Genomic DNA, 25,065 nt, shown 5'->3' with positions numbered 1-25,065 from the left:
CATAGTAGTCCCGTTTTTGTTTCTTTTTCTGGCCTTAAGCGACGTTATCAATCGATTGGTCTGGGTACTGAGATTTTGCTGCAAGCTCCTCTGGTGAGAAGTCATCCACGTTAATCGTGTACAGTCTATGTTCCTCAGCGCTAATCAGAAGATTTGCTTCGTCTTGCGTTAAGATACCTTTCTCAAGTCCCAACTGAGCAACAAGATCAAGTCGTAAGAAGGCACGTTTTTGATGTGTCTCTTTGCAGACTTTGTCGAACAGAGGTTCAGCTTGAAGAATCACTTCTAGCGCTTTTTCAATCTTACCTACTGGGTTGTATTCCGTCGCTTCTAGGTATTGGCCGCGACCTATACGAGAGCGTGTTTCGCTTGGTGTTTGTAGAATGTGCGCAACTTTGCTATCGAGCTTGTCGTTTGGAGCACGACGGATACGACCAAATGGCATTAGCACAACACGAAGCAGACGACCAATCACAGGGTTAGGGAAGTTCGCTAAGAATTCATCAATCGCCACTTCAGTCTGACGTAAGCTATCTTGCATCCCCCAATGTACTAACGGTAGATCTTCAGCGTGGCTGCCTTCACTTTCAAAGCGCTTCAACGTTGCTGAACCGAGGTAAAGTTGACTTAAGATATCACCCAGTCTTGCTGATAAACGTTCTCTACGCTTCAGTGATCCGCCTAGAACTGCCATTGAAATATCAGACAGTAGCGCTAGGTTTGCACTGTAGCGGTTTAGCTGTTGGTAGTAACGCTGTGTCTGTTTATCTGTTTTATTTGAAGGTGTTGGCGCATCAGAACCACGACCATCGGTTAAACCAAACCACAAGCTGCGGACTAGGTTGCTCATCGTAAAGCTAACGTGCCCTGCTAACGCTGAATCAAACTTATCAAGCGCATCGCTGCTTTCAGAATAAGCCGCTTCCATTTCGTTCAGTACGTAAGGGTGACAGCGAATCGCACCTTGACCATAGATGATCATTGAACGAGTCAGGATGTTTGCGCCTTCAACCGTAATCGCGATAGGCGAGCCTTGGTAGCCACGAGCTAGGAAGTTCGATGGGCCTAAACAAATGCCTTTACCACCGACGATATCCATCGCATCAATGATGCTGCGCTGGCCACGGTGAGTACAGTGGTACTTAACGATTGCAGAGATAACCGAAGGCTTTTCACCAAGGTCGATGCCCGCAACGGTTAGGTTACTTGCAGCGTCCATTACATAAGCGTTACCTGCAAGGCGTGCAAGTGGCTCTTCAACCCCTTCCATGCGGCCAATAGGCTGTTTGAACTGACGGCGGATACGAGCGTAAGCGCCAGTTGCAAGCGCGGCAGACTTGATGCCACCAGTTGAATTTGAAGGCAGTGTGATACCACGACCAACCGACAGGCACTCAACCAGCATACGCCAGCCTTGACCGGCCATTTTCTGACCGCCAATGATGAAATCGATAGGCACGAAGATATCGTCGCCTTGCGTCGGGCCATTTTGGAAAGGTACGTTTAGTGGGAAGTGGCGGTTGCCAATCTCTACGCCTTTTAAATCCGTTGGGATAAGCGCACAAGTGATACCAAGATCTTTTTGATCACCAAGCAGGCCATCCGGGTCACGAAGTTTAAAAGCTAAGCCTAATACCGTCGCGACAGGCGCGAGAGTGATGTAACGCTTGTTCCAAGTTAGGCGCATGCCGAGTACTTCTTCGCCTTGCCAGTCGCCTTTACAAACCACACCGTAATCTGGAATAGAGCCAGCGTCTGAGCCAGCTTCTGGGCTAGTTAGTGCGAAACAAGGGATCTCTTTACCTTCCGCTAGGCGAGGCAGGTAGTGGTTTCTTTGTTCTTCTGTACCGTAGTGTTGTAAAAGCTCACCAGGGCCTAATGAGTTAGGTACGCCAACTGTCGATGACAATACACTAGAAACGCCTGTTAGCTTCTGTAGAACCAAAGATTGAGCGTAAGCTGAGAACTCTAAGCCGCCGTATTTTTTCTTGATGATCATGGCGAAGAATTTATGGTCTTTCAGGTATTGCCATACTTCTGGTGGCAAATCAGCAAGCTCATGAGTGACTTGGTAATCATTGACCATTTCACACACGATATTTACTGGACCATCTAAAAACGCTTGCTCAGCTTCAGAGAGTTTCGGGTCAGCAATGTTCTGAAGTTTCTTCCATTCAGGTTTGCCTTTGAACAGCTCTGCTTCCCACCATACTGTGCCGGCTTCTAGTGCTTCTTTTTCTGTCTGAGACATCGCCGGTAGAACTTTCTTAAATAAAGAGAGTGCTTTTTGGCTGATCAGTGTCTGACGAATGGTCGGTACAGCAAAGATCGCAACGGCTAATAGATAGCAAAGCCAGCCGGTAACAGCCACGCCGCCAAGCAGTGTTAATGCTACCATTGCGCCGGTTAATACAACTAATGCACGTACCAGACTAACTCTATGGTAAAGACAGACGCCTAAGATGGCGGTCATGCCGAGTAGGGAGAGCAATATGTTCATGATCGATTTCCTTTTCAGAGATCACTTATTGTTATTAAGTTTTAGGTAAGAGGTCTAACCAGTTAAGTGTAAACAAAATATTAAATATTTGTAAAACTCCAAGGTGAGTAAAAAGTGATCTCAATAGAGTTAAAATTCTAATTGTGAGAGGTTGGTGGCGAATATTTGGACGGATTTACAACGACAAGTTAATTAAGGTGGCAATCTTTGGGCTTAAGTGTCGACACTATTTCATGTTTGTGGGTAAACTCAGGTAAAAGAGGGAAAAACCCTCAGCTCTCATTTCACGTACCTTAAGTTGCGTAAAAAAAATATAAGAGATAAGCCTTATGTACCAAGACCTAATCAAAAGTGAATTGAACGAAGCTGCTGACGTTCTTAACAAGTTCTTGAGTGATGATCACAACATTGCTCAAATTGAAGCGGCTGCAAAACTGATTGCTGACTCATTCAAACAAGAAGGCAAAGTGCTTTCTTGTGGTAACGGTGGCTCACACTGTGATGCGATGCACTTCGCGGAAGAGCTAACAGGCCGATACCGTGAAAATCGCCCGGGCTACGCTGGCATTGCGATTTCAGACCCTAGCCACTTATCTTGTGTGAGTAATGATTTTGGCTACGACCACGTGTTTTCTCGCTATGTAGAAGCGGTGGGTCGTAAAGGTGATGTGTTGTTCGGTCTGTCGACTTCAGGTAACTCTGCCAATATTCTAAAAGCGATTGAAGCGGCTCAAGCGAAAGGCATGAAGACGATTGCATTGACGGGTAAAGATGGCGGTAAAATGGCGGGTTGTGCGGATATCGAAATCCGAGTACCACACTTTGGCTACGCAGATCGCATCCAAGAGATTCACATTAAGATCATCCACATTGTGATTCAGCTTGTCGAAAAAGAGATGGAATAATAGTTTTACAGACATTTGGAGCCCAGCTTTTTGGCTCCATTGGTTTTAATAGGGAGTAGATTAAACCATGTGTGAATTGCTCGGTATGAGCGCGAATGTGCCAACTGATATTTGTTTTAGCTTTACTGGTCTTATGCAGCGTGGAGGCAACACTGGCCCGCATCGTGATGGCTGGGGTATTACCTTTTATGAGGGAAAGGGTTTTCGTACCTTCAAAGATCCGAATCCGAGCTGTGAATCTAAGATCGCTGAGTTGGTTCAAAACTACCCAATTAAAAGCCAAGCTGTTGTCAGTCATATCCGTCAAGCCAACCGTGGTGGCGTTAATCTAGAAAATACACACCCTTTTACCCGTGAGCTTTGGGGGCGATATTGGACCTTTGCTCACAATGGTCAATTATCAGATTACGATGATCTGGTGAGTGGGCGTTTTAGACCTGTCGGCGAAACGGACAGTGAGCTCTCTTTTTGTTGGCTACTGAAACAACTAGAAGAACGTTTTCCTGAACCACCTCAAGACATGGAAGGCATGTTTCGTTTCGTGGCTGAGTGTTGTGACAAGCTACGCGAGAAAGGCGTATTTAACATGTTATTGAGTGATGGTGAGTATGTGATGACTTACTGTACTAACCATTTGTACTGGATAACCAGACGCGCACCTTTTGGTAATGCGAGCCTGATTGATGAAGATGTTGAGATAAACTTCCAAGAAGAGACTACGCCAAATGATGTGGTGACGGTGGTAGCAACTCAACCTCTTACGGACAATGAAGAGTGGTTTAGAATGAAGCCGGGCGAATATGCGCTGTTTCATTTTGGTGAGCTGATTGGCAATAACCATCAAGCGTTGGAAGATGTCGCTTATGCGCCGAAGAAGGTAGCAAGCCAAGCGCCAACTGAACCATTGAGCTGAGCTAAGTATCCCGAATAGTATTATTTGAACCGTATAAAAAAGGCCGCTTACTGCACTAACCAGTCAGTAAGCGGCCTTTTTGTTTTTCAGCAATTTGTTGTCTGAGAGTCGTTTGACGAATTACTCTTCTGCGTAACCGTGTTTACCTAATGCTTTACCGTCTAACACAGCCTGTCCATTGACCATTGATAAACGGTCTTCCGCGAACCACTTGCAGACCATAGGGTAAATGCAGTGTTCTTGAGTCAGCACTCGGCTTGCCAACATATCAGCATCATCATCTTCAAATACCGGCACCTTAGCTTGCAAGATCACAGGGCCGCCATCGAGCTCCTCGGTAACAAAGTGGACGCTAGTACCGTGTTCTTTGTCTTGCGCATCAATGGCACGCTGGTGGGTGTGTAGGCCTGGGTATTTCGGCAACAGAGAAGGGTGGATGTTGACCATTTTCCCTGCATAGTGACGAACAAACTCTGAACTCAGGATTCGCATGTAGCCAGCGAGTACGATTAAATCTGGCTGGTAAGCATCGATCTGAACCATCAATTCATGGTCAAACTCTTCACGTGAACCAAAGTCTTTTGGATTCACTGAATGAGCGTCAACACCTGCGGTTTTCGCTCGTTCTAATCCAAAAGCCTCTGCTTTGTTTGAGAAGACAGCTTTAATCGATGCATCAATCATATCGCTATCGCAGGCATCTAAAATAGCCTGTAAGTTACTTCCGCTTCCTGAAACTAACACAACGATGTTTTTCTGAGAGTGACTGGTTTTATTTGAGTGATTGTTTTTCATAGAGTGGGTCATACGATTGATTAACTGAATTGTTTACAATGTACCTACATAAACTAAGGTTTTCTGCGGGCTAAATAGCAAAATGAGGACCATTAGGTCCTCATTGATTAACTAAGTAAGTGAGCGTATCACTTATTTAATTTCAACTTGCTCTTCGCCAGCTTCAGCGTTTGCGATCTCACCGATAACCCAAGCGTTTTCGCCTTCAGCTTTCAGTAGTTCAACAGCAGCGTCTGCTTGATCTTTAGGTAGAGCAACAACTAGGCCTACACCACAGTTGAAAGTGCGGTACATTTCGAATGTCTCCACGTTACCTTTCTCTTGTAGCCAGTTGAAGATAGCAGGCCATTCCCAGCTCTTGCCATCAATGACTGCTTTAGTACCTTCAGGAAGTACGCGTGGGATGTTTTCCCAGAAACCACCACCTGTGATGTGTGAGATAGCATGAATGTCATGCTCTGCAATCATCTTAAGTGCCGATTTGATGTAAATCTTAGTTGGTTCTAGTAGGTGCTCACCGATAGTGCGACCTTCTAGTTCTTCACTCTTATCAGCACCAGAAACTTCTAGGACTTTACGAATTAAAGAGTAACCGTTTGAGTGTGGACCACTTGAGCCAACAGCGATAAGTGCGTCGCCTGCTGCTACTTTAGTGCCGTCAATGATGTCCGCTTTTTCTACAACACCAACACAGAAGCCAGCTACATCGTAGTCGTCGCCTTCGTACATGCCTGGCATTTCAGCAGTTTCACCACCGATAAGTGCACAACCAGCTTGAACACAACCTTCAGCGATGCCAGAAACAACGTCTGCTGCTGTGTCTACATCTAGCTTACCTGTTGCGTAGTAGTCTAGGAAGAATAGAGGCTCACCACCTTGAACGATTAGGTCGTTCACACACATTGCCACTAGGTCGATACCAATGGTGTCGTGTTTTTTCAGATCCAAAGCAAGGCGAAGTTTAGTACCAACACCATCAGTACCTGAAACAAGTACTGGCTCTTTGTATTTCGTTGGAAGTTCACATAGGGCGCCAAAGCCACCAATACCGCCCATTACTTCAGGGCGACGAGTGCGTTTAACAGCACCTTTAATACGGTCTACTAGTGCATTACCTGCGTCGATATCAACACCAGCGTCTTTGTAGCTTAGAGAAGAAGTATTACCACTCACGGGATAGTCCTCGAACTTAAGTTGGATGTGAAAACGGCGCTATTCTAACAGGGCTTGAATATGAAGAGCAAACGTTTGCGCGGTTTTTTTTATTAGAATAAAGATTCTGAAATAACCTTAGAGTTCGTGTATAATCTACAGGTTTGTTTAAATATTGCCGGAGTTGGAAATGAAAGTTGTTGAAGTGAAACACCCGCTAGTAAAACATAAAATTGGCCTGATGCGTGAAGGTGAGATTAGCACTAAGCGTTTTCGTGAGCTAGCGACAGAAGTGGGTAGCCTTCTAACATACGAAGCGACATCAGACTTTGAAACTGAGCGTGTGACGATTAACGGTTGGAACGGTCCAGTAGAAGTTGACCAAATTAAAGGTAAAAAAGTAACGGTAGTGCCAATCCTACGTGCTGGTCTAGGCATGATGGACGGCGTTCTTGAGCACATCCCAAGTGCACGTATCAGCGTTGTTGGTATCTACCGTGACGAAGAAACACTTGAGCCAGTACCATACTTCAACAAGCTTGCATCTAACATCGATGAGCGTATTGCTCTAGTGGTAGACCCAATGCTTGCGACAGGTGGTTCTATGATCGCGACTATCGACCTGATGAAAGAGAAAGGTTGTAAGCACTTTAAGATTCTTGTGCTTGTTGCTGCTCCTGAAGGTATCGCTGCTCTAGAAAAAGCGCACCCAGATGTTGAGCTTTACACGGCTGCAATCGATGAGAAGCTAAACGACAAGGGCTACATTGTTCCTGGTCTTGGCGATGCTGGCGATAAGATCTTCGGTACTAAGTAATTCGGTTTCAGCTTAAGTGACTCTAAACAGTTCCTTAACTCGCTGAATTAACGGTATTAATAAAAAGGGAGAGCATTCGATGCTCTCCCTTTTTTGATCTTGTTAGGTTGTGATTCTTTGGAATCTAGCCTTACCGACTCATTAATCGATTTGAGCTTTATCTACCACAGTGTTGTCACCTAGCTCTTCTGGAAGTACTAGGTTAAGTAGAATCGCAACGATACCGCACAAGCTTACGCCCTGTAGGCTAAAGTCACCGATACCAAAGGCCATGCCGCCAATACCAAAGACTAAAGTAATGCCCACAATCACAAGGTTACGTGATTTGTGTAGGTCAACATTGTTTTTGATTAGCGTGTTAAGACCAACGGTTGCGATAGAGCCAAACAGTAGAATCATGATGCCGCCCATTACTGGAACCGGAATCGTTTGAAGTAGTGCGCCTAGCTTACCAACTAATGCAAGAACGATGGCAGTAACTGCAGCCCAAGTCATGATCACAGGGTTGAATGCTTTGGTAAGCATTACTGCGCCTGTTACTTCACTGTACGTAGTGTTTGGCGGCGCGCCCAGCATTGAAGCGGCAATGGTTGCCACACCGTCGCCAGTAATAGTGCGGTGTAAACCTGGTTTTTTAAGGTAGTCTTTACCGGTCACGTTAGATATCGCAAGCATATCACCTACGTGTTCAACGGCAGGTGCAATCGCGACAAATACCATAAAAAAGATAGCGTTGATGTTGAACTCTGGCGTTGTGAAGTTTGGCAGTGCTAACCAAGATGCTTGCGCTACTGGAGTGAAGTCTACCGCGCCGTATACCAAGCTGGTGATGTAACCCGCAACAATACCACCGAAGATTGGCAGTAGCTTAAGGAAGCCTTTTGAAAACACACTGATGACAATCGTCACTAACAGTGAAATCGAAGAGATCCACAGGGCAGCGTCTGCATCAACAAGCTGAACCGCACCATCGCCTGTCTTACCTAGCGCCATGTTAACTGCAACAGGTGCAAGACCTAAACCGATAACCATGATCACAGGGCCAACAACGACTGGTGGAAGCAGTTTATGGATGAAGCCAACGCCACGAACTTTAATTAACGCGCCCATTAGTACATACACAACACCTGCCGCCATTAGGCCGCCCATGGTTGCACCGACACCCCAAGTTTGAATACCAAACATGATAGGCGCGATGAATGCAAAAGAAGATGCTAAGAAGATTGGCACTGAACGGCGTGTAATAAGTTGGAATAAAAGGGTACCGATACCTGCGCCAAAGAGTGCAACGTTGGGGTCAAGTCCTGTTAGTAGCGGCACGAGTACAAGCGCACCAAATGCTACAAACAGCATTTGCGCACCTTGCAGAGCATTTTTCATGTTATGTCCTTAAAATGGTCGTTATATGAAAAGCGAAAAATAAAATTCGCGGGATTCTATCACTTGGCAATCGATTGCTACACCAAATAGATCAAATTTATTTATCTTAGTGATGTTTTATATCCATCTAAGCCCTAGAAATTCAGTTTATAAGTGAGCGATTTATCATGGCCAGGTGATATTTTGTGGTTATTAAACACAGTGGGCGCTATCGACCTTGCCCCTCAATCCATAGTTGCTTATCATCTAGGCACAAGATTTGAATATTAGGATCAGTATGCGCTACATAGCATTGTTGTTGATGGGACTATTAGCCTCTCCGAGTTATGCCTTAACTCAAGTAGATATTTTTAGTGCTGAAGTTGCGATTAACGCTGAAGACAAACAGCCAGAACAAGTGGCAAGAAATACAGGTATGGAGCAGGTATTGATACGTGCGACTGGCCAAACTGATGTCGCTTCGAATGAGACGATTCAAAAGGCGATGCGCAAGAGTTCGCAGTACATGTCTCAAATGAGTTTTGGCGAAAGCAATGACCAATCAACATTGCGTATGCGTTTTAACGGTGCTCAAATCCGTTCTCTGTTGACTCAAGCACAGTTACCTTACTGGCCTGACACGCGTTCAAACATCCTTGTTTGGCTTGTGGAAGAGGACAACTACGACAAGAACATCGTATGGGAACACTCTAACTCACAGTTAGCAGCTAGCTTACAAGCTAACGCAAAAGAGCGTGGCTTGCCTCTAACGCTGCCTGTGGGTGACTTTGACGATATTACGGGTATTGCGACTTCTGATTTGTGGGGTAGCTTTGTTACGCCAATCAGTAAAGCGAGTCAGCGTTATCCTGTTGATGCTGTGTTGGTGATAAAGGCTCAATCTTCAGGCCTACGTTGGGCTCTATACGATCAAAAGCCAAGTCAATTGACGAGTGCACCAACATCGCCTGTAAGTGGTTCACTATCGGGTAACAGCGACACGACTTCTAAGAAGTTAGTTGACCAAATCAGTAACTACTACGCAGGCAAAAGTGCTGTGACGGTAGCGAGTGAGTCATCAGAATCGATTTTAACGCAGTTTATTAGCCTGAATAATGCTCAAGACTTCTTCCAGTTAGAGAACGCACTTAAGCGTCTAAACTCGGTGGCAAGCCTAGATATTCTGAAGATTCAGAACAACGAAGTCACTTTCCGAATTCACTTATTGTCGACTCAACAAGAGTTTGAGCAAGAAGTAGCAAGTATTCGCCAAGTTGCGAAGGTTGAAGAATCTTACATTGAGCCTGAAGTGAGCCCTGAATTTGAAACTCAAGACAACACAATGTCTGTAGGTGATGATTCAACAGACGCTGCTGAAGTCGTTGGTGACGAAACTGACTCAGGCGTACAAGTGATTAAGGGCAACGAGGTATCTGAGCTAACGAATACGCCTGACGCAACGTTAGAGGATTCTAGTACAGAAGATCTAACCATCACTGCGCCAGTACATGCTAAGCCAAGCTTGGTATACGAGTGGGTTCGCTCATAATTGTCAACTGACATGACTGATTGAAATGAAAACTTGAAAAAAGCCCTGCAAGAGCAATCTCGCAGGGCTTTTTGTTTGTAAGCGGTCAGTTTAAAAGCATGGGCTCAATATTATTGCTCGAACTTAGCTTTTTCTCTCTTTTCTACTTCAGAAAGACGCTTCAACTTGATGCCTAACTCTTTGGCTCTAAAGCGAGTAAATAAGATATTGCCCGCGAAACCTAGAGTCGTCAGAAGCAGTTCTACAGCCGCTAATAAACGTTCACCATCGTCTACATACAAGATAGTTAATGCGTGTAGGAAATAGAGCATCAAGACGAAATTTGCCCATGCGTGCGTATAAGGTTTTCCTGCTAAAATGCCCGGTAATGGCAATAACAGCGGGATAGCCCAAGCAATCGCCAGTGTGACATTACTGAGATGAGGGTGCGGTGAAAGCGTCATCTGCCAAGCCACCACCCAGAATAAAAGCGACAAGTTGCCCGCTAAAGCAAGGTAGCGAAATAGCTTGGTTTTGGGAGACATAGCCTTCTCTGGCATATACATCATTGAGAAATTCCCTTCTGATTTATTGCGATGCGCGCTAGGCGTTTACCTAGGTTTTGCGCCAACTCAATCTCTTCTTTGCTAAGTGAAGCGCTCTCTCCAGTACTGCTTGCACCATAAGGCGTACCACCAGTTTGAGTGGTGTGCAGCGCCGGTTCTGAGTAGGGGATGCCCACGACTAACATGCCGTGATGAAGCAGGGGCAACATCATGCTTTGTTGTGTTGTCTCTTGACCACCATGCAATGATGAAGAAGAGGTAAATACACAACCTGGCTTATCGATGAGATCACCATTGATCCACATTGATGTCGTGCTATCCCAAAAGTGCTTCATTGGCCCGGCCATGTTACCAAACCAAACCGGACTGCCTAGCGCCAAACCATCACAAGATCGAAGTTCTTGTAACGAGGCAATAGGATCGGTTGGTTGATAACGCGAATCAGGCTGCTCTTCTACTGTGTACACGTCGTTCACCGTCCTTAGCATAGCTTCACAGTTTGGGATAGACTCAACCCCTCGTGCAATCTGCCTTGCTAGAGCTTGTGTGTTGCCGTGGCGACTGTAATAAAGAACAAGAATGTTAATGCTCATATTGGATTACAGAATCTCTAGCACTTGCTCTGGTGGACGACCAATTTTTGCTTTGTTGTTCGCGACAACGACTGGGCGCTCAAACAGTTTTGGATTGGTTGCCATCGCGGCGAAAAGATCTTCATCAGTAACTGAAGCATCGCCAAGGTTTGCTTCTTTGTAGTCCGCTTCTTTGGTGCGCATCATGTCGCGAACACTGTCAAAACCAAGCTGAGTGAACAGTACTTTCAGCTGTTCAACTGTTAACGGAGTCTCTAGGTATTTGATTACCTCTGGCTGTACGCCGTTTTCCTGAAGCACTTCTAGAGTTTGACGGCTCTTTGAGCAGCGTGGGTTATGATAAATCACGACAGACATGGTTCTTCCTCATTATTATTTTTGATTTAATTGTTTAGCTGAAGCCACCATAGGTGACTTCTTTTTTTTGTGTAACGTTGAGCTTTCTTTTTATACTGGCAACGAGCGTTACCAGTAAACACTCTATTGTAGCGACAAGAAGCGCTCTCGTTGAATCATTAGCTGATCAATTCGAGCGTCGTAGCGTGCTTGTTTTAGGCTTCCTAATTCTGCGATTTGGCTTGCTTGCGTGTAGTACTGAATCGCTTTGTTCCAGTTGGCTTGCAGTGCCAAAATTTCTGCACGAGCAGCCAGTTCTTCGTCGCTATTACCAAGGCTCGTATTTACTTTTGAAAGTAAGTGCCAGCCATTGGTGTCATTCGGGTTATCGTGCGTGTAACGCTGCAATACGCGAACCGCTTCTTGAAGATCTTCATTTTCAATCAGTGCGTTGGCGTAGTTAATGGTCAGAACCGGGTTGTTTGGTTGACGAACCAGTGCCGATTTAAGTTCTTTAATCGCAATCTCAGGCTGCTTCTTCTCGATGTGCAGATCCGAAATAGCATCTAGATAAAACAGGTTGGTTGGATCGCTGTTAATCAGCTTGTTCAGGATGGGCTCTGCTTTGTCTAATTTTTTAGAGTCTAGGTAAACCAGTGCTTGGCCATATTCTAATGACGGAACCAAAGCTTTAGGGGCTTTCTTTAGCTGACGCTCAAACCAATCAAGAGCAGCATCATTATTAATGCCAGCATAGCGCGCAACAATGCGGGCTCTTGCTAGGTGGTAGTCCAGAGAGGGAGCCAGTTTCAGTGGCGGGTAACTACGAGCACGAGCACGTGAATCGGTAATTCGGTCTTCTGGTAATGGGTGAGTCAGTAGCATTGGCGGTGGTGTGCTCGCATAGCGATATTCATCAGCTAAACGGCCAAAGAAACGTGGCATCGCATTCACATCAAACCCAGCTTTTGCTAGCGTGTTGATACCAAAGCGGTCGGCTTCTTTTTCATTACTACGGGTGTAGTTGATTTGGCTTTGCATATTACCCGCAGTCGTTGCCGTTAGGGCTGCAATGCCGGCTTCAGGAGCTGCAATTGCCAGTAATACAGAGGCTGCTAGCGCTGCAATGGTTGCTGGAGAGCGGCGCGCTTGGTCTTCCATACTACGCGCTAAGTGACGTTGGGTTACGTGCGCGATTTCGTGCGCTAATACAGAAGCTAATTCACTTTCAGATTGTGCATGCAGGAATAGACCTGAGTGCAAAGCAACATAACCACCAAAGAAAGCAAAGGCGTTGATGTTGCGGTCACGGATCATAAAGAACTGGAAAGGTGTCTTTACATCATTTGCGTTCGCGACCAGACGATGGCCAAGAGTATCAATATATAGATTTAGAACTGGGTCGTTTACGATAGGCTGGCTACTTCTGATGATGCGCATGTAGGCATCACCATAGATAAGCTCTTGGTCGATAGTGAGTGTGCCGCCAGCAGCGGTACCGATATCTGGTAGCTCCAAACTATTGGTATTCGCCATAGTTGGGGTGCTTAATGTAGCTGCGATGCATAAGCAAGCAATTGAGCGAGCGCGTTTAAACATATTAGTCAGTAATACTCCGTTTCTTCTGACAGTAAGACAAGTGCAATGGAAATTGGTTCTTTATCTGATTTAACCTTTGCCAAGTGCGTGCGCTATCATGAAGGAGGATGAATGAATGATGGCGCGTTTTCAAAAACAGATTACAATACGACCCTTATAATAAGCATCGAGCTCAAGAATGACACCTAATATTCTAGATTTACGCCAAGAGCGCTGTCCAATGGCGCTATTATTAGCCAAGCGTCACAGTGTAAAGTTAGAAGTAGGGCAGTCATTGTCAATTTATGTGTCTGATAACAGTTCGATGAAAGATATTGTTACTTATTTGTCTAAGCAAGCCTATGACGTCATCACTGAGGTTTGCTCTAATTACCATCATCTCCTCGTCACTAAAAAGGAATTGCAGTCAGATGCTTGAAATGGTCAATCGTTGGTATAAACGACGTTTCTCTGATCCCCATGCTGTCAGTTTGGTTGCCATCATTCTCTTCGGCTTTATTACGATCTACTTCTTTGGTCACCTAATTGCGCCACTCTTGGTTGCAATTGTGTTGGCTTATTTGCTTGAGTGGCCTGTTACCCAACTTCAAAGACTCGGTGTTCCAAGAACGCCTTCGGTGATGTTGGTGATCATGATGTTCTTTAGCGTGATGCTACTTGCGATCTTTGGCTTGGTACCAACCATTTGGCAACAAGTGGGCAATCTAATTAATGATATCCCAAGCATGTATGGCAGCTTGCAAAACTTCATTGCGACGATTCCTGAACGCTATCCAGAATTAGCTAACCTGCAGATCGTTGAGTCCATTATGTCTAACGCCAAGAACAAAGCGTTAGGTTTTGGTGAAAGTGTTGTCAAAGGTTCTCTTGCTTCTCTTGTGAGCTTAGCGACCTTAGCGGTTTACTTGATTCTTGTACCACTGCTTATTTTCTTCTTGTTAAAAGACAAAGAAGAGATGATCAGAATGGCGAGCGGTGTACTTCCTCGAAATCGTCGTTTAGCGACCAAAGTATGGGAAGAGATGAACCAGCAAATCTCGAACTACATTCGCGGTAAAGTCTTAGAGATTTTAATTGTTGGTGGTGTCAGCTACGTAACCTTTGCGATTCTGGATCTGCGTTATTCAGTCTTGTTGGCTGTCGCGGTTGGTTTCTCGGTACTGATCCCTTATATCGGTGCGGCAGCTGTGACTGTTCCGGTAGCGATCGTTGGTCTGTTCCAGTGGGGATTAGAGCCTCAGTTTTACTGGTTGCTTCTCGCTTACGGTATTATCCAAGCGCTAGATGGTAACGTGCTCGTTCCGGTTCTTTTCTCTGAAGCGGTGAACCTGCACCCAGTGGCTATTATTGTTGCCGTGTTAGTGTTTGGTGGGTTGTGGGGATTCTGGGGCGTGTTCTTTGCTATCCCGTTGGCAACGTTAGTTAAGGCGGTTTGGAATGCTTTACCGAGTCACGCATTAGACGATGACCCCGAACATCAAAAGTAATTGATCTTGTTATAGAAAAAGGCCGAACATCCATGATGTTCGGCCTTTTTGCTCTTAGCTTAATCATTAGCTTAATGAGTGTTGCTCTTGCCTTAGAGAGTGGTGAATCTAAGTCATTAACTCACTCAAATCGCCCTTAAGCTTCTTGATTGAAGTAATCTAGAACCACTTCGTGGTGAGTCTTAGTCTTGAACTTGTTGAAGACATGTTCAATCTGACCTTCTTCATCAATTAGGAAGCTAATACGGTGCAGACCGTCGTAGATTTTACCCATGAATTTTTTCTCGCCCCAAACGCCAAACTGTTCAGCAACGCTGTGGTCTTCATCAGATAGCAGGGTGAAGTTTAGAGATTTCTTCTCAACGAAGTTTGGTAGACGTTTTACTGGGTCAACACTCACACCTAGAACAACCACGTTTAGGTCATCAAGCTGTGTTTTGATATCACGCAGGCCTTCCGCTTGCACAATACAACCTGGAGTCATTGCTTTAGGGTAAAAATAGAAAAGTACTTTTTTACCTTTGAAGTCACCAAGAGATACGATATTGCCATCTTGATCTGGAAGAGAAAAAGCAGGTGCTGGAACACCAGCCGTTAGCGTATTCATGACATTTCCTTTTTAAAGACTGTTTTTGATAAAGTTGAGCGAGCCTTGGACTGATAGGCTCTGACACAGCGAATCGAATTCTTCTTGTAGCTGCATCAAGTTACATTCTGATTGCACAGAAGCGGTAATAGAGATATGGAATTGGTCGTTGTCGAGTTGAACCTTAGATTTATTGATGGTTCGTGCACTTAACGAATCGAGGCCGATGTTTCGGTCTGCGAAGAACTGGGTAAACTGCTCAGTAAGTCCGATTTTATCGTCTGACTCAACGAACACCTCTACTGTGTAAGAGTTCTCAATAACATCATGAGTTGAGGTTCGCTTCATAATCGTAATCAAGTCGTGCTCTTGTCCAAGCAACGGCAAGGTGGTTTCAACGCGGGTAATGTTGTTTGCCTTTCCAGACAGCAGCATGATAAGCGTAAATTCTTCGCCAAACAGGGCGATACGGCTATCAATAATGTTACAGCCTGATTGGGTGACTAAATGAACCACTTGGTTGCATACACCTGGGCGATCAGTGCCCACAGCTGTGATTACTAGATGTTGAGTCATAAAATCACGTCTCTTTATATTCCATTGATTCATGCATGTTAGCACAGTTAGCTCGTGGAATAAGCGTGCGTGCGGGGCTTTTTATGTGTGCAACCAATGATAAGAATATCGAGCGCGTTAAAAAATGAGATAGAGCGATGAGAGCACAGCTTACTTGTTACTGACAAGTGATGTGCTATCCGCTAGATTGAGTGCAGGTTACCCAAATTCTAGGTAGAACACCGTTAGAAGTCGTTTTACCTCAAACATACGACAATATTTAATGCAGATGTTGCCGGTAAGCCACTTTAATGTCTTGTGTTTATTGATTGGCTTACAGTAACATGCAAAAAGAATAAATTAAGGGAGATAGACATGTTTTCAGGAAGTATCGTTGCGCTAGTTACGCCATTTAATACAGATGGTGAAGTGGATTTCGACAGCCTTAAAAAGTTAGTTGAGCACCATATTGCTGCAGGTAGTGATGGTCTGGTTGCGGTTGGCACAACAGGTGAGTCTTCAACACTCACTATTGAAGAGCATGTCAAAGTCGTCAACAAGATCGTTGAATTTGCTGATGGTCGTATTCCCGTTATCGCTGGTACAGGTGCAAATGCAACTCATGAATCTGTTCTATTCAGCCGTTTGTTGAATGGTTCTGGTATTGCTGGTTGCCTGAGCGTAACGCCTTACTACAACAAACCGACTCAAGAAGGTTTGTACCAACACTACAAAGCGATTGCTGAAGTCAGTGACGTTCCACAAATTCTATACAATGTTCCAGGTCGTACTGCGGTAGACTTGTTGCCAGAAACGGTTGCTCGTCTTGCTGAGATCGAAAACATCGTTGCACTGAAAGATGCGACGGGTGATCTCGACAGAATTGCAATTCACCGTGAACTTTGTGGCGAAGACTTTATCTTACTAAGTGGTGATGACTTAACAGGCCTAGAATTTGTTAAGCGTGGTGGCGATGGCGTGATCTCTGTAACGAACAATGTTGCAGCCGCTGATATGGCAACCATGTTCAAGCTAGCAAAAGAAGGTAAGTTTGAAGAAGCGGAAGCGATCAATGAGCGTTTGATGCCTCTACATAAGAATTTGTTCGTTGAGTCTAACCCTATTCCCGTAAAATGGGCGGTTCATAAAATGGGTCTGATTGCTGAAGGTGGCTTACGTCTACCGCTGACTGAACTGTCAGAGCCAGCTCAACCTGTTGTTGCTCAAGCAATGACTGAAGCGTGCATTTACTAAAACGTATGAAGTGATGCCGAAGCGAACCTTCGGCATTTAGGAGTATAAATGAAGTATTCTCACCAGCTAGTGATTGGGTCACTGGCTGTTTTCGTTCTTACAGCATGTTCTGGCAACCCGACTCAACGTCGCCAAGCCAAAGATGATTTCGAATACTTAGAAACACCTGAGTTTTCACAATGGCAATTGCCTGTAGATGCTCAGCCTCAGTTCTACCCAAATTTTGACATCCCAAGCGGTGAATTCAGTGGTGGTACTGGTCGTGAAGTGGATATTCGTCCACCGCAACAGGTTCTTGAACTGATCCCGGGTGCTCGTGCTGAGCGTCAAAACGGTGAAGTGACACTATGGCTTCTTCGCGCAGAAGAGGCAGACCGCGTGTGGCAAACGGCTGTAGATATGCTGGCTCAACGTGGTATTGGTATTCGTGAGCAATCAGAGAATGAGATTGAGACCGATTGGGTAACTTGGGTTTCTGAAGATGAAGACGTAGAGATTGGTAGTCGTTACTCTATCTCTCGCTTCCAAGCAAACAACCGTCATGGCTTCAAGATTAATCTGATTGATTGGCGTGAAGGTACTGAAGAGAAAACAGTAACGGCAACCAATAAAGAGCGTTACAACGCGTTCCTGACCAACCTAGTTATGGCTAAGTACGATGAAAACCTTCGTGCTGAAGCGGCGCTGAAAGCGCAAGAGTTGGTGAAGCGTATTCCAATTTCAATGGGTGCTGACCGTAGTGGTTTCCCTGTGATTATTGCTCGTACGCCATACAATGTATTCTGGCAGCGTCTGCCTAACTTGTTGCCTGAAATGGGCTTTGAGCTTGAAGAACGCAATCAATCTCAGGGTACGGTGAAGGCGAAGTACGCAGCACCAGATGATGAGTTCTGGGAAGAAATTGGCCTACAGCCTATCGACTTAGCGCCAGGCACTTACAACTTCCTATTTGGTGACCTTGGCAACCGTACGTCAATCAACGTAACGGATCCATCAGGTAAGCCAGTAGAAGAAGAGCTGCTTAAGTCTATGGTTCCGGTATTAGCGCATATTGCTGACCAAACCAAAGATGACAAAGAAGCGAAAGCTGAGTAGTCATTCAAGCCGTCACAAGCTGAGTTAAATCAGCCTTGTGATTAGCAAAAGCAAATAAAAAAGAGGACACACTGTGTCCTCTTTTTTATTGTATTCGTTGTCATCAGGCTACATTGGTCAATCAAAATTGGTCAATCAAGCTGATTAGCCAAAGCAAAAGGCTATGCGTCTTTATTGTCTTTGGATTCTTCTTTTTCAGCTTTCTCTTGGTTAAGTTTATCCGAGCGATTGAGCTTATCTAAATCTCGCTCAGTTTTACCACGCCCCGTCAGATCCATATTGGCTGTCTGTTTGAGCGCTGCGATGTTACCCACAACAACGCTAACTACGATGATGATGATAACCCAAGGGTTTGTAAGCCACTCCAACATAAGCGCTCCTAATGACTGATATTCGCTACGAAGCGTGCATAGATCTCGTCTAGCTGCTCCATAATAATCTCATACCCTAATACTGGCTTAGATTGGAGTTGCTTGCCAAGTAAAGTCGGAGATAACTGTGATAAACACGACTCCGATACTTTGCGATGGCTGATATGCCATGGTTCGATCGCCACACCACCCAAATCTTGGCTGTAAGGAAAGAAGAAACCAAATTGTGCAGCATGAACTGATAGCCATTGGTAAAACGATTGCTGGTGGCCTGTAAGGTATTCCCATGGTTCTAATTGCAGATGTATGCCTTCAGGTAAGTGGTTACGAGCAAAGACATCGAAGTCACAACCCCAATGATGACGACTCGCGCCGGGAAGCGCAGACCATCTCAGGATAGCCGATAGCTTTTGTTGTTCGGTCAGTTTTGAAGCATCAAGAGGTTGGCTTTCTGAATCTAATATCGGAGCTTCGCCAGAAAACTTACGGTTCCAAATCAGAGATTGCCTTTCATAGTCGCGAAAGCCACTGGCAATCTCCATTTTAAAACCAGCGAGCTGAGCAGCTTCAATCAAATTATTCAGGTCATTCTTAACCTCACTGTGGACCAAGAAGGTCTTGGTGCCGATCAGGCTAGGCTCTAGATGAGAATCTGATTGTCCGGTAAGCTGCTCTGGTGTCATAACGAGTCTCTCAATAATTGGATGCTATGAATCGCTGATGAAAGACTATTTAGCGAATAGGTTCACTAATGTTCTTTCGTACATGTCAGTTAGCTTTTCTAAATCGGCTACCTTCACGCATTCGTTAACCTTGTGAATCGTTGCATTCACAGGGCCTAGTTCAACCACTTGTCCGCTCATACGTGCAATAAAGCGACCATCAGATGTACCGCCAGTCGTTAGCAGTGCTGGTTTCACATCATTGACGTGACCCACTGCATCAACAATAGCATCAAGCAGTGAACCTGCGTCTGTTAAGAACGGGTCGCCATTGAATGTCCATCTTAGGTCGTATTCGAAATCATACTTGTCGAGTGTCGTTGTGATGCGCTCAACGATGATGTCGTTGCTTAACTCTGTACTAAAGCGTAGGTTAAACTGAACATTAAACTCACCAGGGATCACGTTTGAAGCACCAGTACCCGCACTCACATTTGGAATTTGGAAACTGGTTGGCGGGAAGTAATCATTACCTTTATCCCACTCAGTTGTTGCTAGCTCATTAATAGCAAGCAGAGAGCTGTGTACTGGGTTGTTTGCTAGGTGAGGGTAGGCAACATGACCTTGTGTGCCTTTAATCGTTAGGTCGCCAGTGATAGAGCCACGACGGCCGTTCTTCACGACATCACCCACGAACTCAGTGCTCGATGGTTCACCAACGATACACATATCGATGTTTTCACCGCGCGCCATTAATGCTTCAACAACACGTACAGTACCGTTGATGAAAGGACCTTCCTCATCTGAAGTGATCAGGAAACCAATTGAGCCTGTGTGGTCTGGGTGTTTGGCAATGAACTGCTCGACGGCAACAATCATTGAAGCCAGAGAGCCTTTCATATCAGCAGCGCCACGGCCATGTAGGAAACCGTCTACGATAGTCGGTTCGAATGGCTTAGTGTTCCACTGTTCGATTGGGCCTGCAGGTACCACATCAGTGTGACCAGCAAAAGCAAACAGAGGCGCTTCAGTACCACGACGAGCCCAGAAGTTGGTCGTATCTTCAAATACCATCACTTCGATTTCAAAACCGAGTGCTTTTAAGCGTTCAATCATCAGGTCTTGGCAGCCTGCATCTTCTGGTGTTACCGATTGACGGCTGATTAGGTCTTTTGCCAGAGCCAAAGTTGGGCTATCTGTCATCCTTGAATTCCTTGTTTAAATAAAACGTCTAGTCATTAATTTTTAGGCGCTGATTCACTGATCAACGTCCTGTTGTCTGTCTATGTAAATACAACGATCTAAGCAAAAATAGCCGCGTATTGGTCGGCTTTAAATCCGATGTGAAGCTTCCCCTCAACTTTTAAGATTGGGCGCTTGATCATTGCAGGTTGTTCAACAAGCAAAGTCACCGCTTTTTCTTCTGTTAGGGTGTCTTTCTGTTCTTGAGAAAGTTGGCGATAAGTCGTACCACGTTTGTTTAGCACAAGCTCCCAACCTAGCTCAGAGCAGAAGCTTGTTACTAGCTCTTCTGTGATGCCTTGTTTGCGATAATCGTGAAATTCGAACTCGATACCTTCAGCTTCGAGCCATTTCTTTGCTTTTTTAATGGTGTCGCAATTTGGGATACCAAACATGGTGATAGTCATTATTCTTCCTTTGAGTGATTTTATTTCATTGTTATGAGTTGAATCCTATCAGGAAGCAGCAACTCAGACAAAATAGAGTGATGAATATTTCATAGAGTGAAAAAAAAGCGTAAGAAAATGTCACTATTGGAGACTTATTGATCAGCCTCAACATGTTGTCAGCGAAAAAAGAAATAATTGAGCTGCACATATATAGGAGGTGTCAATGGAGTTGAGTCCTGTTTTTGCAAGGCGGCTATATTTAGCATTGTTAGTGGAAAGCCTTGATAGGCCAAATGTGCCTAAACTCATCGAAAAAACGGGGTGGCCTCGTCGTACTATTCAAGATGTACTCAAGGCGTTACCGGGGATCGGTATCGAACTTATGTTTGTTCAAGATGGGCGACGTCATAATGATGGCTATTACCAGTTATCCGACTGGGGGCCATTTGACAGTCAATGGGTTATCCAGCGTAAAGGCGATATAGCAACAAGCCTTGGATTTAGTGCATAAGCCAGCGAAAGCTGGCTTTCTTTTTTTAGAATAGAAATAGTAGGGAGCATCTCGCTAATATGAGTTGTGAGCTACCCCATTACGTTTCTATTTACTTACACAGATAGGCAGTTCCCAGCATAGTCACGGATGTGGAAAAATCTTGGGGAAGTGTGAATATCACGGTATCTGCGCCTAGCTCAATCGTATTCGACTTGAGTTGATTCATGGCGCCTTGAATCAATGTGTCATTTGGGTAAAACAGGTAGTTGTACCAATGGCCTTCGCTGCCTGTGACTTCCCCTTTATACTGACATTTATCGATATTAATCACGCCATGGTAATCCATTTGCACGTTGGCAGCTTCGCTATGAGGCGTTGATGTCGGTGTCGTGCAACCGAGTAACACGCTACTCATAGCCAAAGCGACTAATTCCTTTTTCATACGTTTACCCTGCTATTGCATCAAATAAATCGCGAAGCCTACCCAGCTTGCGAACAGTAGTAACCACGGCAGTTTAGTGGCGTGATTTGATGGTGTTTCAACACTTGTTTCGATCGTGTCTTCTTGGTGTTGATTAGCTTGTTGAGTCTGTTTTTCTTTCTGTACGCGCTTCTTCGCTTTATCGGCTTGGCGGCTGCGTTCTTTTTGCTGTTTCTTGTACAGTGCGATGCCTTTCTCGATACCCTGAGCAATCAGTTTAGTTTGTTCTTTGGTTTGAGCTGGCTTTTGAGTCGCTTTGGCTATCTTCAGTGCTTCCTGTTGAGATTCAACAGAGGGCGTATTAGTTTTGTTTTTCATACTGAGTTCGACAATTAAAACGGATTGGCTACTAAGATAACGCAAAGCTAGTTAAGTATGAATGATTTGCGTTAAAGTGTTGGTTTGAAAATAAGTGAAAGTGAGATTTGTGCGGTACTCCATAGAACAATACGACAAGCACGGCTTTTTGAAAGCTCCAATCTTGCTCTGGCTAGGTTGGTTGTTTCTTGCGAAAGCCTTGGTCGTTTTCATTGTTGCAGGCGCAAGCCGAGAATCGGGAACCGATATTCTTGAGATAATCTACCCAGACCATCAGATGTTTTATGTCGGGATCGCGTTGAGTGTGCCTAGTTTGCTGCTGATGTGGTTATTTGGGCTAAGATCGCCAGATAGAAAGCGCCTTAACAAAGTCGTGTCATGGGGACGTTGGGTTACCATGATGGCTATCTTGGCACAGGGCTCCCATACGATTTATTTAATCTATTTGGATAACGGATGGTTCCGTTGGTCAAATGGCATCACCCTATTGTTGCTGCTGTGGTTAGCGCTTTATCTAACCAATAGCCATGCTGCAAGGGATTGCTTTAAAGTGGTTGAGCTCGAAGACTGATTCTCATCAAAACATTTGTCCCATTCACAATTATACTTAGAAGCTAAAACTGGAAGGAATAATCTATGCTTAATGTTTCAAATGAGCAGCCTAACGTTCAAAGTGCTATTTTGCCTGAAGCTGGGCCTTTCGCGCTTTACGTTCAACTTAAAGTGAACGCTAATACTGCTAATGTACTAGCAGAAATTCAAAAGCTTCCGACTCTAATCGACGAACTAAACCAAACTCAGCCTGATGCGAACTTAACGGCATCGGTTGCGTTCTCAAAAGCTTTTTGGGATAGGTTCGAGCAAGCAGCGCCCGCTGATTTGATCGACTTCCCTGTGCTGGGTGAAGGTGATATCACAGCACCGAGCACACTGTCTGACGTTCTGATTCACTGTCATTCAAACCGACATGATCTGCACTTCTTTATCTTGCGTAAATTGCTATCTGAAGTAGCAGCTGATGTTGAAGTGGTTGATGAAACTTATGGTTATCGCTTCCTAGACTCTCGTGACATGACAGACTTTGTTGATGGCACTGAAAACCCGAAAGACGCACAACGTGCTGAAGTCGCTATTGTGCCTGAGGGTGAATTCGCTGGTGGTAGTTATGTAATGGTGCAGCGTTTTGTGCATAACCTGCCAGCTTGGAATCGTTTGAATGTATCGGCACAAGAGAAAGTGATTGGCCGAACTAAACCTGATTCAATTGAGTTAGATGATGTTCCTGCGGCGTCTCACGTTGGCCGTGTGGATATCAAAGAAGAAGGCAAGGGGCTTAAGATTGTTCGCCACAGTCTACCTTACGGTACTGCTACGGGCGACCACGGCTTATTGTTCATTGCTTACTGTAACGTTCGTCATAACTTCGATGCGATGTTAGAGAGCATGTACGGCGTAACTGATGGCAAAACAGACCAACTGCTTCGCTTTACTAAAGCGGTGACTGGCGCGTATTACTTTGCTCCTTCAACTGAGATGTTGAGTGCATTAACGATTAAGTAAATCACCTCATCTGCAGCAAAGAAAGGGAGCCTCAGGGCTCCTTTTTTATTAAAGCTTTATATGAACTGGTCGATATAAGAGCAATCGTGAGTTTTATTCATCTTTTTGTAAGCGAAGGTCTATGGCTATAACTGTCAATACGAATGTCTCGGCGTTAGTGGCTCAGAGAAACCTCTCTAACGCTAATAACATGCTGAACCAATCTTTGGAGCGCTTAGCTTCAGGGAGCCGTATTAATAGTGCAAAAGACGATGCGGCTGGCTTACAGAACTCAAATCGATTAGAAGCACAGATGAGTGGCATTGATGTTGCTGTTCGAAATGCTAACGACGGTATCTCCATTATGCAGACTGCAGAAGGGGCGATGAATGAAACCACTAATATCATGCAGCGCATGCGAGACTTATCCCTACAAGCGAGTAACGGCTCGAATAGTTCATCGGAACGAATCGCTATTCAAGAAGAAGTCACCGCGTTAAATGACGAGCTGAATCGAATTGCCGAAACCACTTCATTCGGTGGTAAAAAACTCCTTAACGGCAGTTTTGGGCACACCTCGTTTCAAATCGGCGGCAGTTCGGGCGAAGCTGTGCAGATTGGTTTGAAAAGCATGCGTACTGATGACATCAACATGGGCGGCTTTAGCTACGTTGCTAATGGCATGGCCAGTGATTCATGGGAAGTGAAATCAAACCAGAATGATATGACGATGTCGTTTACCGATCGTTTTGGTCAGCCACAAGAGATCACCATCAACGCGAAAGCGGGCGATGATATCGAAGAGTTGGCGACTTACATTAATGGTCAAACGGATCTCTTATCGGCTTCTGTTAATGATGACGGACAACTTCAGATTTATATGTCAGGTGAAGATACCGCGGGTACCATCTCTTTTTCAGGTTCATTAGCCAGTGAGCTTTCGATGTCAGCGGGCTATTACGAGTCAGTTAATGACATCAATGTAACGGATGTGGGTGGTGCTCAGCGCGCCGTCTCTATTTTGGATACGGCGATGAAGTATGTCGATAGCCATCGCTCTGAATTAGGGGCAATGCAAAACCGCTTTGATCATGCCATTAACAATCTTGAAAACGTTCATGAGAATTTGGCGACATCAAACAGTCGAATCAAAGATACCGACTACGCCAAAGAAACCACTCAAATGCTCAAGCAACAAATACTGCAGCAAGTGAGCACAACGATACTCGCTCAAGCCAAGCAAGCGCCGAATCTAGCTTTAACGTTATTAGGTTAATGAATTACCTACAATCTTATAAAAGCATTTCAGCTTGGCCGGTGCTTTTTGGCGAATAAAAATACAATTTCTCACTCGACTGACTTCCCGGCAACTTTAGCGATTTTCTCATCTTTTTTCGATAATTTTACGACCAGTCACGCTTTCTTCTGTTTTACCGCTATTTCTTTAAATTTGTTGTTTTTTTCCTAAAGGTTTCGCCAATCACGCCGTTATTAAAAGTAACTTAGAGATAACTACTTGGTTTTCCGAGA

Annotated in this window: 28 protein-coding genes; 12 read left to right on the top strand and 16 right to left on the bottom strand. The window is 44.9% G+C overall.

Going from position 1 to position 25,065, the window contains the following annotated elements; genetic code table 11:
* Positions 1-34: 34 nt before the first annotated feature.
* A complete protein-coding gene (fadE, locus tag AB4274_RS14290; protein ID WP_029235127.1) occupies positions 35-2,500 on the bottom strand; it encodes an acyl-CoA dehydrogenase FadE in 2,466 nt (821 codons plus the stop codon).
* A 329-nt stretch (positions 2,501-2,829) separates the two neighbouring features.
* On the opposite strand from fadE, the gene lpcA reads away from it, so the two are divergent.
* Both lpcA and AB4274_RS14280 read left to right on the top strand, forming a co-directional pair.
* Positions 2,830-3,405 (top strand): D-sedoheptulose 7-phosphate isomerase, encoded by a 576-nt coding sequence (gene lpcA / locus AB4274_RS14285; protein WP_017063379.1) that lies wholly within the window; start codon positions 2,830-2,832, stop codon positions 3,403-3,405.
* A gap of 67 nt (positions 3,406-3,472) precedes the next feature.
* Positions 3,473-4,318, top strand: a complete 846-nt coding sequence (locus AB4274_RS14280) for a class II glutamine amidotransferase (RefSeq protein WP_372112394.1) — start codon at positions 3,473-3,475, stop codon at positions 4,316-4,318.
* Between the two features lie 120 nt (positions 4,319-4,438).
* Here the strand turns inward: AB4274_RS14280 and purN are convergent, their stop codons facing one another.
* Both purN and purM read right to left on the bottom strand, forming a co-directional pair.
* Positions 4,439-5,113 (bottom strand): phosphoribosylglycinamide formyltransferase, encoded by a 675-nt coding sequence (gene purN / locus AB4274_RS14275; protein WP_372112393.1) that lies wholly within the window; start codon positions 5,111-5,113, stop codon positions 4,439-4,441.
* Positions 5,114-5,245: 132 nt separating this feature from the next.
* On the bottom strand, positions 5,246-6,286 hold the full coding sequence (purM, locus tag AB4274_RS14270) for a phosphoribosylformylglycinamidine cyclo-ligase (RefSeq protein WP_008222945.1): 1,041 nt from the start codon (positions 6,284-6,286) through the stop codon (positions 5,246-5,248).
* Between the two features lie 169 nt (positions 6,287-6,455).
* On the opposite strand from purM, the gene upp reads away from it, so the two are divergent.
* Positions 6,456-7,082: a uracil phosphoribosyltransferase gene (upp, locus tag AB4274_RS14265; RefSeq protein WP_017060716.1), complete on the top strand. Its 627-nt coding sequence runs from the start codon at positions 6,456-6,458 to the stop codon at positions 7,080-7,082.
* A gap of 141 nt (positions 7,083-7,223) precedes the next feature.
* On the opposite strand, the gene AB4274_RS14260 is transcribed toward upp, so the two are convergent.
* Entirely contained in the window at positions 7,224-8,462 is a 1,239-nt protein-coding gene (locus tag AB4274_RS14260; RefSeq protein ID WP_017060715.1) for a uracil-xanthine permease family protein, read from the bottom strand.
* 277 nt (positions 8,463-8,739) lie between these two features.
* Between AB4274_RS14260 and AB4274_RS14255 the strand changes: the two genes are divergently transcribed.
* Positions 8,740-9,990, top strand: a complete 1,251-nt coding sequence (locus AB4274_RS14255) for a DUF2066 domain-containing protein (RefSeq protein WP_372112391.1) — start codon at positions 8,740-8,742, stop codon at positions 9,988-9,990.
* Positions 9,991-10,100: 110 nt separating this feature from the next.
* Here the strand turns inward: AB4274_RS14255 and AB4274_RS14250 are convergent, their stop codons facing one another.
* The 4 genes from AB4274_RS14250 to AB4274_RS14235 all read right to left on the bottom strand — a co-directional run bounded on the left by AB4274_RS14250 (position 10,101) and on the right by AB4274_RS14235 (position 13,063).
* Complete coding sequence (locus AB4274_RS14250) at positions 10,101-10,538, bottom strand: DUF2069 domain-containing protein (RefSeq protein WP_017060713.1); 438 nt, start codon at positions 10,536-10,538, stop codon at positions 10,101-10,103.
* Positions 10,535-11,128 carry an NAD(P)H:quinone oxidoreductase gene (wrbA, locus tag AB4274_RS14245; protein ID WP_017060712.1) on the bottom strand — a complete coding sequence of 198 codons (594 nt, stop codon included), beginning with the start codon at positions 11,126-11,128 and terminating at the stop codon, positions 10,535-10,537. Before wrbA ends, AB4274_RS14250 begins: the two co-directional genes overlap by 4 nt.
* A gap of 6 nt (positions 11,129-11,134) precedes the next feature.
* Positions 11,135-11,485, bottom strand: a complete 351-nt coding sequence (gene arsC, locus AB4274_RS14240) for an arsenate reductase (glutaredoxin) (protein WP_017060711.1) — start codon at positions 11,483-11,485, stop codon at positions 11,135-11,137.
* A 123-nt stretch (positions 11,486-11,608) separates the two neighbouring features.
* Complete coding sequence (locus tag AB4274_RS14235; RefSeq protein WP_017060710.1) at positions 11,609-13,063, bottom strand: M48 family metallopeptidase; 1,455 nt, start codon at positions 13,061-13,063, stop codon at positions 11,609-11,611.
* A gap of 178 nt (positions 13,064-13,241) precedes the next feature.
* Between AB4274_RS14235 and AB4274_RS14230 the strand changes: the two genes are divergently transcribed.
* Together AB4274_RS14230 and AB4274_RS14225 are read left to right on the top strand one after the other, a co-directional pair.
* Positions 13,242-13,481, top strand: a complete 240-nt coding sequence (locus AB4274_RS14230; protein ID WP_017060709.1) for a sulfurtransferase TusA family protein — start codon at positions 13,242-13,244, stop codon at positions 13,479-13,481.
* Positions 13,474-14,550 carry an AI-2E family transporter gene (locus AB4274_RS14225; RefSeq protein ID WP_017063383.1) on the top strand — a complete coding sequence of 359 codons (1,077 nt, stop codon included), beginning with the start codon at positions 13,474-13,476 and terminating at the stop codon, positions 14,548-14,550. The genes AB4274_RS14230 and AB4274_RS14225 overlap by 8 nt, the downstream gene beginning before the upstream one ends.
* A 136-nt stretch (positions 14,551-14,686) precedes the next feature.
* Here the strand turns inward: AB4274_RS14225 and bcp are convergent, their stop codons facing one another.
* Complete coding sequence (gene bcp, locus AB4274_RS14220) at positions 14,687-15,157, bottom strand: thioredoxin-dependent thiol peroxidase (RefSeq protein WP_017060706.1); 471 nt, start codon at positions 15,155-15,157, stop codon at positions 14,687-14,689.
* Positions 15,158-15,169: 12 nt separating this feature from the next.
* Entirely contained in the window at positions 15,170-15,712 is a 543-nt protein-coding gene (locus AB4274_RS14215) for a glycine cleavage system protein R (RefSeq protein WP_017060705.1), read from the bottom strand.
* 354 nt (positions 15,713-16,066) lie between these two features.
* Between AB4274_RS14215 and dapA the strand changes: the two genes are divergently transcribed.
* Together dapA and bamC are read left to right on the top strand one after the other, a co-directional pair.
* Positions 16,067-16,945 carry a 4-hydroxy-tetrahydrodipicolinate synthase gene (dapA, locus tag AB4274_RS14210; protein WP_017060704.1) on the top strand — a complete coding sequence of 293 codons (879 nt, stop codon included), beginning with the start codon at positions 16,067-16,069 and terminating at the stop codon, positions 16,943-16,945.
* 48 nt (positions 16,946-16,993) lie between these two features.
* Entirely contained in the window at positions 16,994-18,040 is a 1,047-nt protein-coding gene (bamC, locus tag AB4274_RS14205; protein ID WP_372112389.1) for an outer membrane protein assembly factor BamC, read from the top strand.
* Positions 18,041-18,201: 161 nt separating this feature from the next.
* Here the strand turns inward: bamC and AB4274_RS14200 are convergent, their stop codons facing one another.
* The 4 genes from AB4274_RS14200 to AB4274_RS14185 all read right to left on the bottom strand — a co-directional run bounded on the left by AB4274_RS14200 (position 18,202) and on the right by AB4274_RS14185 (position 20,722).
* On the bottom strand, positions 18,202-18,411 hold the full coding sequence (locus AB4274_RS14200; RefSeq protein WP_017060702.1) for a DUF2897 family protein: 210 nt from the start codon (positions 18,409-18,411) through the stop codon (positions 18,202-18,204).
* 8 nt (positions 18,412-18,419) lie between these two features.
* Positions 18,420-19,094: a M15 family metallopeptidase gene (locus AB4274_RS14195; RefSeq protein WP_017063385.1), complete on the bottom strand. Its 675-nt coding sequence runs from the start codon at positions 19,092-19,094 to the stop codon at positions 18,420-18,422.
* Positions 19,095-19,139: 45 nt separating this feature from the next.
* On the bottom strand, positions 19,140-20,276 hold the full coding sequence (gene dapE / locus AB4274_RS14190; RefSeq protein WP_372112387.1) for a succinyl-diaminopimelate desuccinylase: 1,137 nt from the start codon (positions 20,274-20,276) through the stop codon (positions 19,140-19,142).
* 98 nt (positions 20,277-20,374) lie between these two features.
* A complete protein-coding gene (locus tag AB4274_RS14185) occupies positions 20,375-20,722 on the bottom strand; it encodes an ArsC family reductase (protein WP_017060699.1) in 348 nt (115 codons plus the stop codon).
* A 205-nt stretch (positions 20,723-20,927) separates the two neighbouring features.
* Here AB4274_RS14185 and AB4274_RS14180 point away from each other — a divergent pair, with 205 nt between their 5' ends.
* Complete coding sequence (locus AB4274_RS14180; protein ID WP_004734273.1) at positions 20,928-21,215, top strand: helix-turn-helix domain-containing protein; 288 nt, start codon at positions 20,928-20,930, stop codon at positions 21,213-21,215.
* Positions 21,216-21,306: 91 nt separating this feature from the next.
* On the opposite strand, the gene AB4274_RS14175 is transcribed toward AB4274_RS14180, so the two are convergent.
* Both AB4274_RS14175 and AB4274_RS14170 read right to left on the bottom strand, forming a co-directional pair.
* On the bottom strand, positions 21,307-21,639 hold the full coding sequence (locus AB4274_RS14175; RefSeq protein WP_372074693.1) for a DUF4156 domain-containing protein: 333 nt from the start codon (positions 21,637-21,639) through the stop codon (positions 21,307-21,309).
* A 12-nt stretch (positions 21,640-21,651) separates the two neighbouring features.
* Positions 21,652-21,996, bottom strand: a complete 345-nt coding sequence (locus AB4274_RS14170) for a DUF2956 domain-containing protein (RefSeq protein ID WP_017060697.1) — start codon at positions 21,994-21,996, stop codon at positions 21,652-21,654.
* Between the two features lie 109 nt (positions 21,997-22,105).
* Here AB4274_RS14170 and AB4274_RS14165 point away from each other — a divergent pair, with 109 nt between their 5' ends.
* From AB4274_RS14165 to AB4274_RS14155, 3 genes are all read left to right on the top strand, one after another.
* On the top strand, positions 22,106-22,567 hold the full coding sequence (locus AB4274_RS14165) for a DUF2919 domain-containing protein (RefSeq protein WP_017060696.1): 462 nt from the start codon (positions 22,106-22,108) through the stop codon (positions 22,565-22,567).
* A gap of 65 nt (positions 22,568-22,632) precedes the next feature.
* Complete coding sequence (locus AB4274_RS14160) at positions 22,633-23,556, top strand: Dyp-type peroxidase (RefSeq protein WP_137001211.1); 924 nt, start codon at positions 22,633-22,635, stop codon at positions 23,554-23,556.
* A gap of 121 nt (positions 23,557-23,677) precedes the next feature.
* The gene (locus tag AB4274_RS14155) at positions 23,678-24,811 is read left to right on the top strand and encodes a flagellin (RefSeq protein ID WP_372112385.1); all 1,134 of its coding nucleotides are present in this window, start codon (positions 23,678-23,680) and stop codon (positions 24,809-24,811) included.
* The last annotated feature ends 254 nt before the right edge of the window (positions 24,812-25,065 follow it).

The sequence above is a fragment of the Vibrio sp. 10N.261.55.A10 genome (assembly GCF_041470825.1).
GTDB classification, from domain to species: domain Bacteria; phylum Pseudomonadota; class Gammaproteobacteria; order Enterobacterales; family Vibrionaceae; genus Vibrio; species Vibrio crassostreae_C.
Note: the sequence above shows the minus strand (reverse complement) of the source record. Positions and strands in the feature narration are given on the sequence as shown.